This is a genomic window from Bacillus cereus group sp. MYBK108-1 (genome assembly GCF_051917185.1).
In the GTDB taxonomy this organism is placed as follows: Bacteria; Bacillota; Bacilli; order Bacillales; family Bacillaceae_G; genus Bacillus_A; species Bacillus_A cereus.
On sequence record NZ_JBQAHZ010000001.1, the window covers coordinates 707,828 to 726,022 of the forward strand.

Below are 18,195 nucleotides of genomic sequence, written 5' to 3' on the forward strand. Positions count from 1 at the left end.
TTGAAGATTTTGTGCACAAAATACGACAATTTAATAACAATTTTTAAAATATCATTTCAGATAATTAATTCTGTTATATAATTTAAGATTACAATAATTACATCTATTATTATTTACTAACGACAGAATATGAACATGATTCAACTAAACTTTTACATTCACTTTTGTTCTAGCATTCCAATGAAGCTAATACATTGAGTTTCATTGGAATAGCGTAAATGTGGGTCTTCTAATTGTAATAACTGTGTTTAAGAAAGTAAGAGAAATATCCTCATTACTACTCGTATCAAATAGTTGTTTGAACACGCTCCGCTATTATATATACAAACTTCCGACTACATTTCATATGAGAAAAAGTTATTACGATAAACAAAGAAAAGGTCTCCTAAAATATCTTTTAGGAGACCTTTTCTTCATTACACTTGCATCGCTTTCTCTCTCAATGCTCTTCTTAACAACTTACCAGTCGTATTCTTCGGTAATTCTATTAAAAACTCAATGCTTTTCGGCACTTTATATTTCGCTAAATGTAACGTACAGTAATGCATTAGTTCTTCTTCTGTTACGTTTGCTTGCTTCAAAACGACGTACGCTCGCACAGCTTCTCCTAAGTTTTCATCAGGAACACCGATTACGACAACTTCCGCTACTGATTCGTGCGTATATAATACTTCTTCTACTTCACGAGGGTATACGTTATAACCGCCAACTAAGACGATATCTTTTTTACGATCAACGATATAGAAGTAACCTTCTTCATCCATTTTCGCCAAGTCACCTGTATATAGCCAGCCGTCTTTCAATGTCGCAGCTGTATCTTCTGGTGCATTATAGTATCCTTTCATAACGTTAGGTCCGCGAACGATTAATTCACCGACTGCGCCGACAGGTACTTCTTCCCCAAGTTCATTTACAATTTTATTTTCTACATGCCAAATATTTGTGCCAATCGACCCTGGTTTACGAGGACGATCTAGCGGATTGAAACAAGTAACTGGTGATGCTTCTGATAAACCGTATCCTTCTGAAACAATAACATTAAAACGTTTTTCAAAGTTTTGTAGAAGAGCAACAGGCATCGATGCACCACCGGAAATACAAAGACGAAGCGTCTTCACATCTTCTGCGCTTGCTTCTTCAAATAAATATAAATAATTGTACATCGTCGGTACGCCAGCAAAGATCGTTGGTTCGTACGTACGACAAATACGGAATACTTCTTTCGGACTAAATTTCGGTAACATTAAAATCGTTGCCCCGTTCACAATCGGTGCATTTACCGCAACTGTTAAACAGAATACATGGAACATAGGCAGTGCCGCAACAACACGGTCATCAGCCGTATATTGTAAATACGAAGCCACATCGCTTGCATTACTATATAAATTTTTATGTGTAAGCATAGCGCCTTTCGGTTTTCCAGTTGTGCCCGAAGTGTATAGGATAACCGCTACATCTTCTTCATCTAGTTCAGGACCTTCGTAAGTTGTATCTCCAGTCCCCACAAAACTAGTAAACGTTTTCATTTTTTCGGTTTCTGTATGGTTAAAATCTGATGAGGTTTCGCATATGATGATGTTTTCTAATGAAGGAAGTCTTGTTGTAAGAGATTGTATAACAGGTAGAAGGACGTCGAGTACGATGATTGTTTTTACATCTCCATTTTGTAAAATATAATGCATTTCGTCTGCTGTATAAATTGGATTAACTGGAATAACAGTTGCTCCGGCTTTCATTGTTCCGTATAAACCGACCAAAAAATGTGGTGAGTTCCCAACAACTAATGCGACATTGTCCCCTTTTCCAATGCCCATTTCTGCTAAATTGCCAGAAAACCTTGTGACCATTTTGTTTAATTGGTCATATGAGACCGACTGATCCATAAATATATAAGCCGGTTTATCCCCCTTCTTTTTTGCCGTTTCAGCCAAAGATTGAACGAGATTCACAAAAACCCCACCTTTATAAAATTTAGAATATTTAAAAATTCTAAATTAATTATATTAAAAGAAAATTAAAGTGGCAAGTGATATTCTATTAACTGCATATAGACAGACTACCTACTCTTAGTTTACTTTGGAAGAATACGGGGATTTTATTTGTAAGTAATTTATGAAACTAGACCAGAAATCATTTTAGGATAATATGCATTCATCTTTTCTCTAAGTTTATTAAGTTCCTCTTTATTTAACGTCGTATGCTCGCCGTGCAAGTTAAGAGCGTCCGCTCCATCTTCATGAAAATACACCGTAACATATAACGTCGGTAACCCTTTGTTGTTTTCATCTATTGATAAGACGACATCTGGCGTTTTATTAACAGTGCTGAATGTTTCATTTCTTTTCCACTTCTTATTTTGAAACATGTCTTGTATATCATGTATCTTTCGTTTGTTATCTGTATGCGTAAAATATATAACATTATCCTCAGCCGGTTTTCCGATAGACAAAATTGTACGACTTGAGGGCAATCCACTGTTACACGCTGTCATTCCGATGACGAAGCTGAGCAATAATATAACGTACATTACTCTTTTCATTTCGATTCGCCTCCTTTTCATATATATATTCCTTTATAAGAGGCAGATGTCCTGTAAGTATACATTTTGTGGTAAATGGAATTATATCGACAAAACTACAAAAAGAAAGAGGCTGCCTTTATGGCAGCCTCCCTCATTTTTAGAAGAATAAATGTAAGAAATCTTCTGTTGTAATGTTACCGAAGTAGCGTGCGATATCTACGCCTTCTAAAGCTGCAGTGAATGCATCTTTATCGAACTGAACGCCTGTTAGACGCTCTTCGATATCATGAACATCTAGTGAACCGAAGAAGTCGCCGTAAATTTTACATTCTGTTACTGTTCCTTTTTTCACTTCAAGACGAACATCAACTTGTCCAACTGGGAAGCGGTGTGAATGTTGTAAGTTGAACTTCGGTGATTTTCCATAGTTCCAATCCCAATTTTGGTAACGTTCTTCAGAAAGTTTATGGATCTCTTTCCAATCATTTTCTGTTAATTCGTACGTTGGGATTTCTGTTTCTCCTTCGAAAATTGTTTCTAGAAGAAGTTGTCTAAACTCTTCTGTCGTCATTTCTTCGTTTAGGAACTCTGTAATGTTCGCAACGCGGCTACGGATTGATTTAATACCTTTTGATTGAATCTTATCCATTTTTACTTTTAACGCTGATACGACGTGATCGATTTCAGAGTCAAATAGTAACGTACCGTGGCTGAACATACGACCTTTCGTTGAGAACTGCGCGTTACCTGAAATTTTTCTACCTTCAGCTAAAATGTCGTTACGACCACTTAGTTCTGCCTTTACACCTAATTTACTAAGCGCTTTCGTTACAGGCTCTGTGAATTTTTTAAAGTTGCTGAAACTGTCTCCATCATCTTTCGTAATAAAACTGAAGTTTAAGTTTCCTAAATCATGATATACTGCGCCTCCGCCTGATAGACGACGAACGACATGAATACCTTTTTCTTTTACGTAATCTGCATTAATTTCTTCTACTGTGTTTTGATTTTTACCAATGATAATCGAAGGCTCATTAATGTAGAACAGTAAATATGTTTCGTTAATATCTAAATTTTTCACACAATATTCTTCGATCGCTAAGTTTATTCTAGGATCTGTAATTCCTTTATTATCAATAAATAACATCGTATCACCTCATGAGTTCCATACGTAACCACTATGCGCTAGCGTAATATGGCCACTGAAAATTTGTTTTGCTTCTGTTACTAAATCAGATGGGTTGCCTGTATGCGGTAAGTGCGTTAATAAAAGTTCTTTTACATTCGCATCTTTTGCAATACTTGCTACTTCTGTACTATTCATATGCCCTGCTTTTGCAGCCTCTTGATGTGCATACATATTACACTCACAAATGAAAAGATCAGCATCTTTCGTGAATGGAATAAACTCAGGAATATAACTGGAATCAGCGCTGTATACTACGATATCACTACCTGCTGTAATGCGCATCGCAAAGCATGTAACAGGATGAACAGTTTTTAAGAATGAAATCGAGAACGGTCCAATTTGAAGTGTTTCTTCTGGATTGTACGCGATTCCTTTCGTATGCGGTTCATGTGTTAAAGAATGGAAACCATTCTCATCAAACGTATGACCGTATATTGGTAGTTCTGGTAGTTGCCTTGTTATCGCGCTCGTAATTAATCTCGCATATTGCAATACCCCAATATCTGCAACATGATCGTGATGATAGTGCGATAGTACAACTGCATCTATATCAGATGGTGTTATATATTTTTGAAGCTGTGCTAGTACACCACTACCACAGTCTACAAGTAAACGAAAACCATCGTGTTCAAACAAATACCCCGACGTTGCTTCTCCCGCTTCTGGAAAGCCGCCCCAAAAGCCGACAACAGTCATTTTCATATGTATCCATCCTTTCTAAAACCGAGTAGGAATGCAGTTTTTCTCCGTACTTGAGAAAGTTTTTTACTTACATCCTACATTGTTAACTATAATCCATTTCCTAAACTTTTTCATTAATTTTCAATTTTGTTATAAAACAGTTGTTGACTTTTATTTTTTGTACTAATACAATGATAGTAAGAAATGGAAATGGAGGGATTGACATGATCGATCAACCAATGGAGTTTTTCAGAAATTTACCGACGAAAACTTGTGCGCACTGTGGGAAAGAAATTGATGAGCAACACGAAGCATACCATAACAAATGTGACGATTGCGTTCACGAAGAATAGTAGTTTGTGAACATAAAAAAACCTAGCAGACATAGTCTACTAGGCTAATAACATCTTATCCTTCATCGTTGAACCTTTCACCAAGAGCTCCAGTTCAAACTCATACAATTCTTTTTTTCGATAATTTTTCGTATGGATTTTATCCATCATTAGGTCGACAACTTTTCGGGCCATTTCATCAATTGGCTGTTCAATAGTCGTAATACCTGGTTCTGTAATCTGCGATAATATTTGATTATCAAAACCGATAACAGCGAGATCATCTGGAATGCTCCAGTTATGGCGTTTCGCCTCTGAGATAATTCCAGCTGCTACCTCATCGCCTCCTGCCAAAATCGCGGTAGGATTTTTTTTGTCCTTTAATACTTCATGGAATATTCGTTTTCCATCCTCCCAAGAGAAAGCGTTTTCAAGAAAGTCAATCGCTTCTACTTGGCGGCTCTTCTCAGTTATTGCACGTAAAAAGCCCATTTTTCGCTGCTGGCTAACGACTTTGGTTTCGTTACCACGGCAAAAAATAAGATTACGATATCCTTGATCTAACACATGCTTCGCAGCTATGTATGCTCCTTGCGCATGATCAAACTTCACTGTTGGAATATTTGCTTCCTCAATATATTCATTACACAACACGATTGGACCGTGCTGTAAGTATGGCTCTACATCTTCCCACGGATTTTCTAGTGAACATAGAATAATCCCATCTACTTGCTTCGTAGATAATAATTGTAAATACTCCATCTCTTTTTCCGGTAAATATCTTGTTTGACAAATAATCAGTTTATATTTATGTTCAGAAGCAGCAATCTCGATTGCTTCGATAAATCTACTGAAGAAAGGATTTGTAATCCTTGGAACTAGCACCGCAATTGTTTCCGTTTTTTGTTTACGAAGCCTTCTCGCCGCAGAATTAGGAACGAAGCCTAAATGCTTCATTGCTAATTGAACCCTTTTTTTCTTCTCATCTGAAACATATGGATGATTATTAATCACCCTAGAAACCGTTGTCCTTGATAACCCCGCTAATTTCGCCACGTCCTCTATAGTCGACACGAAATTCTCCCCCTTTGCATGAAAACGTTTTCTTAAATTGATTATATAGTATATTATTGGAAACTGCAATATCGGTTGTTATGATTTTACTATATTAATATTATACATAGGTAAAAGTCTGTTAATGCAGGGGAATTTATACTGCTTTTAGAAGTTTACGTTATGTACATTCCTTTTCTTAATACCATATATCCTTTATTCAATATAAAACCCCATCAATACGTCATCTCCATATGATCCATCTTCATATTTAATTTGCTTTCGTTGTCTGCCTTCTTCTACAAAGCCCATACGTTTGTACACTTTAATTGCCCTATCATTAACAGAAACTACACCTAAACAAATTTTCTCTAAACCTTTCTGCCCTTTCGCCCAACTAATAAGAAATTCAATTAATTTCGTGCCTATGCCTTGATTACAATACGCCTCTTTAATCCCCATTCCCATTGTGCCTGCGTGTTGTAACCGTTCTAGTTCATATCGGTTGAAAAGTAAAAAGCCAACTACCTTCCCATCTACTTCATACACGATATAAAGATTACCTTTCTCATTACTTTTCCGTATCTTTTCTCTTTCTGCATTCATATCATTCGGTAACTTCTTTGGGGATACTATGAAAAATTTTGTAGTAGTTTCCGATAATATAATTTCTTTTCTAATATTCATAATTGCTTCTGCATCAGTCTCTTTTACTAACCGTATCATTGAATCACCTCGTACTTTTTCTTTTTAAAAATAATATTAAAACTATAAAACGGCCAATATGCAATATTACATATTGAGAATCTTTTTACTCTTGATACAATATTCATACATCAAAATAAAAGGAATGTATGCAATGAATCCAATCTTAACAGCTGCAAAACAACTATTACATAAAGAAGAAAAGATTTTATCTACTTTAAAATGTTCACTTACTGGCTATATGATTACGCATAAAGTCCCGTATCCTGGCATGTTACTTGCTACTAATCAAAGACTTCTCTTTTTTAGCCAATATAAAAACACATTCATTGCCGAATTTGATTATGAAAAAATTCTATCCATAGAAACAAAGAGAAGAATCTTTGACAAAAAAATAATATTTTACTATGAAGATGAATATATAACACTTGGATACATTACAAGTTCGAATGTTGAAGCGTTCATAGACTTACTACAAAGAAACAGCAAGACTAGCACAGGCTTATAATCAGCGGGGATCCCCTCGCTGATTCATTATTTTAACTCCTCCCACTTCGTTCAAACTTCTCTCCCGTTTATACAGTACATATTATCCTCTCTATTCATAAACCCCTGTACAATAAATTCACGTCTAATTGTACAAAAATCATCATGATATTGTTTTATAAATGTATTAATTTCTTTTTCTGTATATTGATTTTCAGCATTTAACTTGCTAATTAAATGCTCTAACAATACTAGTTTTTTCTTCTTTTGACCTGGAATCGATTTTAAACGATCCTCTTTATCGAAAAAGTTACGAATGGTCGTATCCCGGAATTTCATTTCACTTTCAGTCATTTTGTTATCCTCCATCACTTTTTTTCTTTATCTTTTCACTTAAAATATCAATAAAGTAATATCCACCCATTAACACATAATAGAACGTAAGTATTCCAAATGCATCTTTCATACTTGTATATACTTCTTTATCAAACAATATAGGTGAAAGGGCATAAACAAGAAAGATTATTAGCGGATTTACGATAAAATAATAAGTAAGATTGCCTTTCATCATATCAACTCCTCTACCCTATGTTTCTTTGTAAATTGTTGTAATTCCTTTTCTTTCGTTTTTATAGCTTTTAGAAAGATTTATAGATGAACTAAGGAAAAGATGTGCCCTCTATTAAAATAAAAAAGCACCAAAAAGGTGCTTTTATCTACGCTTCAACCGATTGATTTTCAGCAACATTTTTAAATTGTCGTTTGTGCATCAAAGTTAAGGAAGCGATCGTTCCAAGTGATAATACAACGATAAAGATCATGAGCATTCCTATGTTTTGCCACATGAAGTCAAAGTCTCCACTCGATACGACTGCTTTCAATCCTGATACAGAGTATGTCATCGGTAACCAAGCATTGAATGGTTGTAAAAACTTCGGAATCAATTCTAGCGGGAATGTTCCGGCACTCGTTGTAAGCTGCATAATTAATGTGATAATGGCAATAAAACGGCCTGCATCACCGAATGCTGTTACTAAACATTGAATTAATGCGATAAATGCTAAACTTGTAATGATACTAAAGAGTATGAAGTATGGAATGCTTTGTACTTCTACACCCAATCCGAACAGTAATATAACATCTGCTACTATCGCTTGAATAATACCAACTGATAGTAGTACGCCGAACTTACTAATAAACCAACTAAATCCTGATTTTGGAACTCCTACTGTATCACGTAATGGATATACGATTGATAATAGTAATGCCCCAACGAATAAACCGAGTGATAGGAAATACGGCGTAAATCCAGTTCCGTAGTTAGGAACTTCCGCCATTTTCTCCGTCTTCACTTTTACAGGACTTGCAAACATATCATACGTTTTATCCGTCCCTTTTACTTCACCAGTTTTTTCTGCTCCTTCGCCAAGTTTCTCTGCAAGTTCACTTGAACCATCATTTACTTTCACTAGTCCATCAGTTACTTTTCCTGATCCGTCTGCTAGTTTATTTACTCCGTCGATTAGCTGGGTTGAGCCATTTGATAATGTGCCTAAGCCTGTTGTTACTTGACCGGAGCCATCTGCTAATTGATTTACTCCACCTGCCATTTGATTTGCTCCTACAGATAATGTTCCTAAACCGCCTGTTACTTGACCGGAGCCATCTGCTAATTGGGACACCCCTACAGATAATATTCCTAAACCGCCTGTTACTTGGCTTGAGCCATCCGCTAATTTCGTTACTCCTGCAGATAATATTCCTAAACCGCCTGTTACTTGGCTTGAGCCATCTGCTAATTGATTTACTCCACCTGCCATTTGGTTTGCTTCTGCAGACAATGTTCCTAAACCGCCTGTTACTTGACTTGAGCCATCTGCTAATTGATGTACACCACCTGCCATTTGATTTGCTCCTGCAGATAATGTTCCTAAACCGCCTGTTACTTGACCAGAGCCATCTGCTAATTGATTTATCGCATCAATTAATTGACCGGATTCATTTTTAAATTTATTTGCGCCTTCTTTTGCTACATTTAAATTCTTACCAAACCCTTGGAAATTTTCAACAAATCCTTTTTGTGCACTGGATAATTTCTCAATACCCTCTGTTAAAGAGTCCAATTTCGCTGTATTCGGTAGTTTGTTTTGTGCATCACTTGTTTTTTGATTTATTTCGCCTTTTAATTGTTTTACTTCTTCATTTAATTTATTTGTTCCACCTGCTACTCCGGCAGCTTTTTGTTGAACTGTAGCTGTACTTTTTACAGCACTTGTTATAAATGGTTGTAACTGCTCTTGATATTCTTTCGGTAAACTCTCGATTTGCTTTTGTAAATTCGCTACATCTTGCGCTGCATTTTTTGCATCTCCTGCTGTTGATTGCGTAAGTTCATTTAACTGATTTACATTCGCCCCAGCTCCATCTATTTTCTCATTTACTGTATTCAATATAGAAGGGCCTTTCGACTGTATTTCCTCTAAACCTGCAGCAGAACTTTTCACTTTACTATTTAAATCTTGCAAACCCTTTTCAATTTTTTGAGAAGCTACCTCTAATTGTTTTTGTCCCCCAACCAGTTGTTCCATACCATTTGATAGATCAGTTGTTCCTGTTTTTAATTCACCGGATTTACTTACTAACTTGTTCAAACCACCGGTCACTTTCTCAGATCCATCACGCAATTCGCCAATACCTTTTTGCATTTCACCCGTTTTGTTATTTAACGTATTTAAACCGTCTGTTACTTTTCCGGAGCCATCTACTAATTTTCCGATACCTGTTTGCATCTCACTTGTTTTACTATTTAACGTATTTAAACCGTTCGTTACTTTTCCTGAGCCGTCTACTAATTTCCCGATACCCGCATTGCCATTTAGTGCATGTAAACCGTCTGTTACTTTTCCTGACCCATCTACTAATTTTCCGATACCTACATTGCTATTTAATACATGTAAACCATCTGTTACTTTTCCGGAGCCATCTACTAATTTCCCGATACCTATTTGCATTTCACCGGTTTTGCTATTTAACGTATTTAAACCTGCTGTCACTTTCCCAGATCCATCAAATAGTTTCCCAACTCCATCCTTCATCTCCCCAGATTTCCCTTGAAGCGTATGAAGGCCATCCGTCACTTTACTTGAACCATCATGCAACTCACTTGATCCGTCGTGTAGTTTACTTGCCCCTTCCGCTCCATCTGCTAATCCTTTTGAGACGTCTTTAATAGAATCGAACATTTTCTCTGCATATGTTTTCGTTAACGTGCTTGATACTTCAGTTTTAATCTTTTCAATGGCTGTTCCTCCAATTTGTGAAGATAAGAAGTTTAAACTTTCGTTTGGAATGTACTCTAAGTTTAATGGCTTTGGATTGTCTTTTAGTAACGTTGTAGCGTTACTTGAGAAGTCATCTGGAATGCGCACTAACATGTAATACTTTCTACCTTCCATTCCTTTCTTCGCTTCTTTTTCACTTACGAACTCCCATTTAAAACTTTTATTATCTTTTAAATTATCAACGAGCCCTTTTCCGACCTCAATTGGTTTCCCATCAAATACTGCGCCTTTATCTAAATTGACTACTGCAACTGGTAAGTCATCTAACTGTTTATACGGATCCCAAAAGGCCCACAAAAACATCCCTGCATATAAAATCGGTACGAATAAGACCGCAATAATTGGAATTAATATTTTTTTACTTTTTATAATTTCCGTGAACTCTTTCCGAAGTAACTGATTCCCTTTCATAATTTCTCCCCCTTTTTATAAAATGACCAAAATGTTCATATAGTCATTTTTACCCAAACAAAAAGGCTATACTTGTTCATACATATGCCTTATCCCTGAATTTATTACTATGCAACTTTTTCTTATTATGATTATAACTTTTCTATATCCCCCCTTAACTTAAATATATGACCGCATTGTTCATTCGGTCATTTTTTATAAAATTAAAAGGATTATCTTAGTTTGACAATCCTTTTAATAAATAAAGTTCAAATAACTCTGCAATTTTTTCTTTTTCTAGCGGTTCGTGATTTTTTTCCCAATCAAAAATAAGCGATACATATAGACGAAGCATAATAAATGCTGTAATTTCTGGATCACATTTGCTAATTTCACCTTTTTCAATCGCAATCTTTAAATACGATTGAATAACAGAAACGATTTCCACATCAACTTGTTGCATAACTTCTTGTACTTCTTTCGTTCCCATATCGCGCTCTTCTTGAATTAATTTAATCATGAGCTGATGTTCTTTTCTAAATTCCAAGATGCTATATAATGCTCTATGTACATTTTCAAAAAATGAAACATCTGAACGAATTGCACTTTCTGCAACTTGCTTCATTTCTGTAATTAAATTAGAAATAATTTCACCAAATAGCTCTTCTTTATTTTTGAAAAAAGTATAAATCGTTCCTTTTCCTACATTCGCTAACTTCGCTACTTGATCCATCGTTGTTGCTTTATAACCGAACGCTGAAAAAGACTTTGTTGCAGCTTCAATAATAGAACGTTTTCGATCTATCGCCACATTGTCACCTCCAAAAATGACCAATTGGATAATATAGTCAATCAGTACATCTTTGATATTACCACACGCTTACATTCTATACAAGTTCTCTTTTTATTATTTCCAGTATAAAAAAATTCCAGTCAGTGTATATCATACTGTCCATAGTTTATCAAAAAGTATACTTGTATGGAAAGCTAGAATATATTCGTAAATAATTGCTGACTAGATCCCACTAGAAATTTAATAAAATAGACAGTGTTCTTAAAACCAAAGGTTTAAGAACACTATCTATTATTTTGACATAGAAAGTAATATTTTCTCCATTTCTTTCTTAGTTAGCTCATCATCGATTATCTCTTCGTATATCTTTGTATCTCTTGTAAAAATATCATTCACTATGACAATTTGATAATCACTATTCTTACCTTGTGCTGGTACAAACATTTTAAGGCCTCTTAACTTCCCCTCTCCATGAGAAGATTTATTATAGACCATTCCTTTCCCGTCTAAACTATAACTTTCTAAATTCTCTTCTCCAGGCATCATATAGTGTAGTGGATCCTTACCACCATTAACATTACCATCCATATACATCCTTGACTGATAAATCGTAAAACCATATTTCCCTTTTGTATATTCTGATTTAATAACTAATTCTACATCTCTTCCAAAATATGAGTCAGCCCATTCTCTCTTTAGCTCATAACCTTCTGGTATATAAGTCGGCTGCTTAATTTGATACGGTACATGTTCTTTTGCTTCTTCTATAGTATATGTTAAAGACTTCTCCAGCTTATCTTCAAGCGGCTTTAATGTCTTCTCAATAGTAGCTAATCTTTCTTGATCAGCTTTCTTCAAGCGTTCAGGTTTATATTCCTTTGTATCTCCATCATAATTCTCAGGCACATTTTTCTTAACCATTGCTTTCTTATGAATTTCTTGCGCTTCCTTAAATAATTGAACATACTGCTCAAATTCTTCTTTCGTAAAATTCTTTTCTGCCAAATACAAAAAATCTGTATTCATTTTATATGACTTTATCGACATACCCCATTCTCTACTTGCATTCTCTGGTGTACCTAATACTGTTTCTATCGCTTCTTCAAAAGCCGCTTTATGTTGCTTTTTTCCTACAATTTTTTCTTCCTGTCTTTCATCTCCCTCAGTTATCCTTGCATTTAATAAAAATCCGCCTGCTATAGCTGCTATCGCAATCACTCCAAGTAAAGAAAGGCGATACGATTTCTTTTGGAATTTTTTAATCATAACGATTCTCCTTTTTAGTGTTCGTTTATTTCTACTTAAATTTGCTAGGCTTGGTACTTGATAGGAATAATGTTCTAGAAGGGTAATAATTGTATGACCGTATGCAATTTGTTCCTCTTTATCTATAAAAGTAAGTGCATATGCATCACAGGCTAATTCTTGATCTTCTCGCATACAAAAATAGGCGTACCAAAGAATCGGATTGAACCAATTTAATAGGATTAAACTGTACATAATCCAATTTACAGCTACATCGTTTCTCTTAATATGAGCTAACTCATGGTAAAAGACATATTGTAATTGTTGTTCATTTAATACTTTCATATGTTTTTTTGATAGTAATACTTTCGGACGAAAGAAACTAAACACAGTTGGGCTCGCAATCTTTCCCGCCAGACGTAACGAAACTGCCTTCTTTATTTTCATAGACTGCTTACAGCGATTAAACACTGTAACGACCTGTTCATTCGTAATATCCGGTTGTTTCTTTATGTACGAATATAACCGTCTATTTGTACGAAACGTAATATATGCTAATACGATGCCCCCAGCTAGCCACACATACAAAGCAATTTTGTATAAAGAAAATGTAGTCTGTTGTTCCGAACTTACTTCTACTTCCGGTTCGCTAGTTTTTGTCACCATTTTAGGATTTGATTCCAATTCCACTTTACGGTCGCTTTCTATGTTCACTATATTCTCAGTAGCCGGCATATTTTTTGGAATAACTTCCGATACACTAGAACGATAGGAAAGTAATGAGTAAATGCTATAAGAGCTATCTGGCGACCACGGTAAAAGGAGTCTTACCATTAATACGATCCACAGCATATATTGCCACCGGGGTGTTAATTTATTTCTAAATAAAATTTTTATACATAAAATAAATCCGACTAATATGCTAGCCATAAGTGACGTTTCTATAAGCCAATCAAAAAAATGAGGAAGGTATACATTTATAAGCGTGTTTATCATTTTTATCGATCCTTCCTCTTATTCTCCTCTGTCTTCTCATCTAAAATGCGTTTTAATTCATTAATATCTTCTGAAGATAATTTCTCCTCTTTTAAGAAATTAACAAGTAATGGCTTAAACGCTGCACCGCAAAAACGTTTTAGTAAAGATTTCGTTTCCACTTGCAAATAATTATGTTGTGATACTAACGGATAATAAGCATACATTCGCCCTTTATCTTGATGGTAAGAAACGGCTTCCTTTTGTACTAATCGATTAATTAATGTGCGGATTGTTTTCGGTTTCCAGTCCATTGCATCTTCCAGTTCTTCTATAATTTCATTCGCTGTTTGTGGAGAATTCGACCAAAGTACTTTCATAATTTCTAATTCCGCTTCAGATATTTTAGGTAATTGATTTGTCATCGTATGTTTCACTCCTAAGTATTACATTTGTAATCTATAATTAAGATTACAAATGTAATACTTAATTGTCAACCATATTTTAGAAAAATTAATTTCAGCTAACCCTTACCTCACAACAACAAAATTCCTCTTTTTCAAATAATCAAATAAAAAAACAAGAAAATCTTTACAATTAATAGTAATATAGAAAATAGACAAGTTTATCAAAATAGTGGAGGCTTTTTCAGTCATGATGCGTGCGCTTCGTTTAAATATAAAGCAAGCTTTTTGTAATCGTGTTTCTTTAATTATTATGTTTAGTGGATTTGTTCTTATTTGTATTTATCATTATTATTATGTAATTCGTTATTTAGGAGACGCTGCGAATGGACCTATATCGACGGATATTAAATGGATTGGATTTCGTGGAAATGAAATGGATGTTTATTTATTATTAATGCCAGTTATTGCAAGTCTTCCCTTTAGTACAAGTTATAACTCGGATAAGTCCGATGGTTTTAAACCGTTTGTCAGTAAAGAAATTTCTTTATTTTCTTATTCAGTAACGAAATATATCGTTACATTTTTTTGCGGCGGACTTCTTTATACATTTCCATTCATCTTATCGTTATTATTTTGCAAATTAACCATTCCAGACGGAGTACCAACGGCTGGTTCAGGCATTATAAATGATAACGGGATGTTCGCAAACTTATATGAAACTTCTCCCATCACTTACATTGCTGTATATATCGGAATTAATTTTTTATTTGCAGGCTTGATGGCTCTTTTAGGACTTGCTGCATCTGCATGGTCCCAAAAGGACTATATGGCGCTTCTATTTCCATTTGCAACTACCTCTATTCCTTACGTCCTGCTAAATACGGTACTCCCTACAATAGGCGGAGCACCTATTCATTTATATGATCCAAGGCAGCCGCTGCATGGCATGTCACCATATATTTTGACAATACAATGTGCCTTCTTCCTCTTCGTTAGCTTAATCATGTATATACAAGGAGTAAAACGTGATAGAAAAAAATATAGACGAAGGTTGCAAAAAAGAGAGCGGTGCAGAAAAGCGTTTCAAGTATAATAAAACCCTAATTTCCTTACTATATTGGAAATTAGGGTTTTATTTACTATTCACTTACGGTGTACCTGCCAATCCCCATAAAATAACAACCGCTACAAAATAAATCGCTTTAATCGCTATTACTAAACATAATGAAACAATTGCATATTTACTTAATTCTCTTCTTGCACCTATTAAAGTGAAAATAACCGCCAAACTAAATGTTATATAAGAAGCTGCTGTATGTATTAAGTTATACGTAATATCTAGATTGCTTGTAAGTCCTGTTATATCAGCTACAAACTGAAGCATGATGATCGTACTAAAAAAAATTGCAAACTGATTCATTACCTTTCCATTTATTTGTAACTGCATTGTTGTCCCCCTTATTAAAAACTAAATATTCAATCAATTTTATCATTAGATTACAAAAAAAGGAATCATCTCTTTATACTATTCTATAACGATGCCAAAAAAGAACGCTTAGTCACCTAAGCGTTCCTTTCTTTAAGAAGCTTTCTTCAAATCAATTTGAGCAAGTACTGGGTCATGGTCGCTTACACGTCCGTGCTCTTTCATTATATTTGAGTTTAAGTGCACTGGATCTACAATTGTGTGTGGTGCGATATTATTTGTTACTAAAATATGATCTAACACTTGTGCATTTCCTTCGTGAATGTACGTGTAACGATTCTCTTTTGGCACTGTGTTTAACATATCTTTTAAGATTGTTCCCTCTAGTGTTTTTAGTGGTTTAGAGAATTCGAAATCGTTCATATCACCTAACACGACAACTGGTGCATTCGTATTCTTTTTCTGAATTCCTTGCACGAAATGATTTACTTCTTGTGCTAACTGAATTCGTTTGTCTTCACTTTTTAATACGAGCGGCTGCACTTTTCCAAATGGCGTTGCATCTCCTAGTTTTGAGTTTAAGTGATTTGCAACGACAACAATGTTTTGTCCTTGGAACGTAAATTCTGCCGCTAACGGTTTACGTGTACTTTCAAATAATGGATTTTCGTCTCCAATACGAACAACATTTTTATCAAGTAACTTTGGTACCGTCGCTAATTTCACGCGTGATGGATTATAGAAGAAGCCGACGCGAATATTCGCTCCTGGTGCTCCTCCGTCTTGATTATTGTTTGGAGCGATTTCTACATACTCATACTTCGGTCCACGAATTTCTAGCACTGCATCAATGATACGTTTTGCGCTTAATGACGCATCTGTTGTACCGTCATTAATTGATCCGTTATTATCTTGCATTTCCTCTACACCGATAATATCTGGCATTTTTAAGTTGTATTTAATAGAATACGCTAACGCTTTTACCTTTTCATCTGTTGTTTCTTTTTTATTCGCTGAGAAGTTTTCAATGTTATATGTAGCAACCGTTAACTTATCAAGACGTGGCTGAATATTTGCGCCTACTTGCTTAAATCCACCATCCACTACAGCTGGCAGTTCTGTTATTGGCGAAATACGGAAAGAACCGTAATCATATCCTACTACCCCTGTTATATCTCCAGTAAAAATATCTCCTACTTTTGCTACATAATCACGAGGTACTTTCACAGAAAGACGCTCTGGGTTTAATTGGTTTTCATCTAATAGAGGTGTGCCATATTGTGTTACTATTTTATCTCCACCATTTTTTACTGTTACATATAAATTTCCATTTTTCTGAGGTGCAATAATTTTTGGTGTTGGCATCGTAACACGCATGCCTTCTATACTTTCATAAAAGTCGATTGCATCTTCATTTGGATCAAATAAACCGAATGCATCATTATCAATAATCTGTTCCGGGATTTTCACACCGTTTTCCCCAAGTACAATCGGTGCTGGCAAAGATTGATCTTTTGCGATTACAGCAACGCGACTCGCCTTAATTTCTGTCGTCGTTAAGTCTGTTTCAAATCGCTCTGCATATCCTGGTCCAACATATTCTTCTACTACTCCATCAACTTGAATAAGATCTCCTACTGCTACATTCGCATCTTTTTTATATACGTACATACCTTCTGAAGTAGCTGGATCATTATCTGGCTGATTATCTTCTATATAAAAGCCGTTTTTATCAAGCGCTGTGACAACGCCTTCCACATTGTTTACTTTCTTCCCGTTGTAAGGAGACATATGTGATTTTCCTTGAATGTCATGAATACGAACTGGTTCATTATTTACGATAATAAATGAAAATGTCGAAATTGCTGAAGAAGTAAGTCCTTCTTTTTCTGCGATTGCTTTCACTACACTATTTTCATTCACTATAATCTGTCCATTATAACGAACACTTTTATTAGTAGGATTAGAGCCATCTAACGTATAGTAAATTGTTGCACCTTCTGTATTCGTCGTTAATGTTACCGCTGTTCCTTTAGCAACTTCTCCGCCGTTCGGTGAAGCTACTACATCGCTAACACGGTTTTGTCCTTCACCTTGAAACTTATAAGCTGTTACTGATTTTAGACCTGGGTTACTAAAATATAATTCAAGAGTCCCAGTCAAACTAACTTTCTTCCCGATATTTTCAGGGTGATCTTTTACATTCACTGCCGTTCTCACATCACCTTTTGGCAACTGAACGGGCATGATTTTGTCTGGATTCGTTTCGTTTGGCGAATCTGCAATTGCTACGTTTGTATCATCAAACTTAGCTGGATCCTTCGTATATTTAGAAGAACTTTGCGTATATCCGACAATATAGCCTTCCACAATCCCCTTCGTTTTTCCTTGCTGCTTAAATACTTGAATTGCTTTTTCTACTGACATAGAAGCAGTTTCTTCTGCTTGCGCTAAAGTTCCAGTAAATGAAAGCAATAGCAAGAATGATAAAAAGACGCTTAACAATTTCTTCACAGCCATTTTCCTCTCCCTATTTCATATTTTCTCAGCATTTCTATCATAACAAATGATTCGTTATATAGAACTATTTTTCGACAAATTTTACAAAAGATTTATTTAATTTACAAGCTTTCAAACTATAATACAAAATA

General features: G+C 35.2%; 17 protein-coding genes. 3 read left to right on the forward strand and 14 right to left on the reverse strand.

What is annotated here, in order from left to right; genetic code table 11:
* Positions 1-416: 416 nt before the first annotated feature.
* From ACTFSL_RS03695 to ACTFSL_RS03710, 4 genes are all read right to left on the reverse strand, one after another.
* The gene (locus tag ACTFSL_RS03695) at positions 417-1,949 is read right to left on the reverse strand and encodes a fatty acid--CoA ligase family protein (protein ID WP_001055150.1); all 1,533 of its coding nucleotides are present in this window, start codon (positions 1,947-1,949) and stop codon (positions 417-419) included.
* Between the two features lie 161 nt (positions 1,950-2,110).
* Positions 2,111-2,539 carry a hypothetical protein gene (locus ACTFSL_RS03700; protein WP_000832612.1) on the reverse strand — a complete coding sequence of 143 codons (429 nt, stop codon included), beginning with the start codon at positions 2,537-2,539 and terminating at the stop codon, positions 2,111-2,113.
* Between the two features lie 139 nt (positions 2,540-2,678).
* Positions 2,679-3,668 carry a lipoate--protein ligase gene (locus tag ACTFSL_RS03705; RefSeq protein ID WP_000897273.1) on the reverse strand — a complete coding sequence of 330 codons (990 nt, stop codon included), beginning with the start codon at positions 3,666-3,668 and terminating at the stop codon, positions 2,679-2,681.
* Positions 3,669-3,677: 9 nt separating this feature from the next.
* Positions 3,678-4,412, reverse strand: coding sequence for an MBL fold metallo-hydrolase (locus tag ACTFSL_RS03710; protein WP_440041182.1), 735 nt, complete (start codon positions 4,410-4,412; stop codon positions 3,678-3,680).
* 203 nt (positions 4,413-4,615) lie between these two features.
* Here ACTFSL_RS03710 and yhfH point away from each other — a divergent pair, with 203 nt between their 5' ends.
* On the forward strand, positions 4,616-4,744 hold the full coding sequence (gene yhfH / locus ACTFSL_RS03715) for a protein YhfH (RefSeq protein WP_000567010.1): 129 nt from the start codon (positions 4,616-4,618) through the stop codon (positions 4,742-4,744).
* A gap of 39 nt (positions 4,745-4,783) precedes the next feature.
* On the opposite strand, the gene ACTFSL_RS03720 is transcribed toward yhfH, so the two are convergent.
* Together ACTFSL_RS03720 and ACTFSL_RS03725 are read right to left on the reverse strand one after the other, a co-directional pair.
* Entirely contained in the window at positions 4,784-5,797 is a 1,014-nt protein-coding gene (locus ACTFSL_RS03720; RefSeq protein ID WP_000103715.1) for a LacI family DNA-binding transcriptional regulator, read from the reverse strand.
* 195 nt (positions 5,798-5,992) lie between these two features.
* Positions 5,993-6,502, reverse strand: coding sequence for a GNAT family N-acetyltransferase (locus ACTFSL_RS03725; protein ID WP_000620469.1), 510 nt, complete (start codon positions 6,500-6,502; stop codon positions 5,993-5,995).
* A 133-nt stretch (positions 6,503-6,635) separates the two neighbouring features.
* Here ACTFSL_RS03725 and ACTFSL_RS03730 point away from each other — a divergent pair, with 133 nt between their 5' ends.
* Complete coding sequence (locus tag ACTFSL_RS03730; protein ID WP_001068220.1) at positions 6,636-6,989, forward strand: PH domain-containing protein; 354 nt, start codon at positions 6,636-6,638, stop codon at positions 6,987-6,989.
* A gap of 50 nt (positions 6,990-7,039) precedes the next feature.
* On the opposite strand, the gene ACTFSL_RS03735 is transcribed toward ACTFSL_RS03730, so the two are convergent.
* From ACTFSL_RS03735 to ACTFSL_RS03760, 6 genes are all read right to left on the reverse strand, one after another.
* Complete coding sequence (locus ACTFSL_RS03735; RefSeq protein WP_440041183.1) at positions 7,040-7,321, reverse strand: DUF2087 domain-containing protein; 282 nt, start codon at positions 7,319-7,321, stop codon at positions 7,040-7,042.
* Positions 7,322-7,325: 4 nt separating this feature from the next.
* Positions 7,326-7,538 (reverse strand): hypothetical protein, encoded by a 213-nt coding sequence (locus ACTFSL_RS03740; RefSeq protein ID WP_001986098.1) that lies wholly within the window; start codon positions 7,536-7,538, stop codon positions 7,326-7,328.
* Between the two features lie 145 nt (positions 7,539-7,683).
* The gene (locus ACTFSL_RS03745; protein ID WP_440041184.1) at positions 7,684-10,719 is read right to left on the reverse strand and encodes a YhgE/Pip family protein; all 3,036 of its coding nucleotides are present in this window, start codon (positions 10,717-10,719) and stop codon (positions 7,684-7,686) included.
* A 217-nt stretch (positions 10,720-10,936) separates the two neighbouring features.
* Positions 10,937-11,509, reverse strand: a complete 573-nt coding sequence (locus tag ACTFSL_RS03750; RefSeq protein WP_000963381.1) for a TetR/AcrR family transcriptional regulator — start codon at positions 11,507-11,509, stop codon at positions 10,937-10,939.
* Positions 11,510-11,782: 273 nt separating this feature from the next.
* Positions 11,783-13,732, reverse strand: a complete 1,950-nt coding sequence (locus tag ACTFSL_RS03755; RefSeq protein WP_416809773.1) for a M56 family metallopeptidase — start codon at positions 13,730-13,732, stop codon at positions 11,783-11,785.
* Positions 13,733-13,734: 2 nt separating this feature from the next.
* Entirely contained in the window at positions 13,735-14,136 is a 402-nt protein-coding gene (locus ACTFSL_RS03760) for a BlaI/MecI/CopY family transcriptional regulator (protein ID WP_000184504.1), read from the reverse strand.
* 229 nt (positions 14,137-14,365) lie between these two features.
* Here ACTFSL_RS03760 and ACTFSL_RS03765 point away from each other — a divergent pair, with 229 nt between their 5' ends.
* Complete coding sequence (locus ACTFSL_RS03765) at positions 14,366-15,211, forward strand: hypothetical protein (RefSeq protein WP_000984145.1); 846 nt, start codon at positions 14,366-14,368, stop codon at positions 15,209-15,211.
* Between the two features lie 54 nt (positions 15,212-15,265).
* Here ACTFSL_RS03765 and ACTFSL_RS03770 read toward each other — a convergent pair whose 3' ends face one another.
* Positions 15,266-15,565 (reverse strand): hypothetical protein, encoded by a 300-nt coding sequence (locus tag ACTFSL_RS03770; RefSeq protein ID WP_001176843.1) that lies wholly within the window; start codon positions 15,563-15,565, stop codon positions 15,266-15,268.
* A gap of 132 nt (positions 15,566-15,697) precedes the next feature.
* On the reverse strand, positions 15,698-18,064 hold the full coding sequence (locus ACTFSL_RS03775; protein WP_326263361.1) for a DUF6359 domain-containing protein: 2,367 nt from the start codon (positions 18,062-18,064) through the stop codon (positions 15,698-15,700).
* Positions 18,065-18,195: the final 131 nt, after the last annotated feature.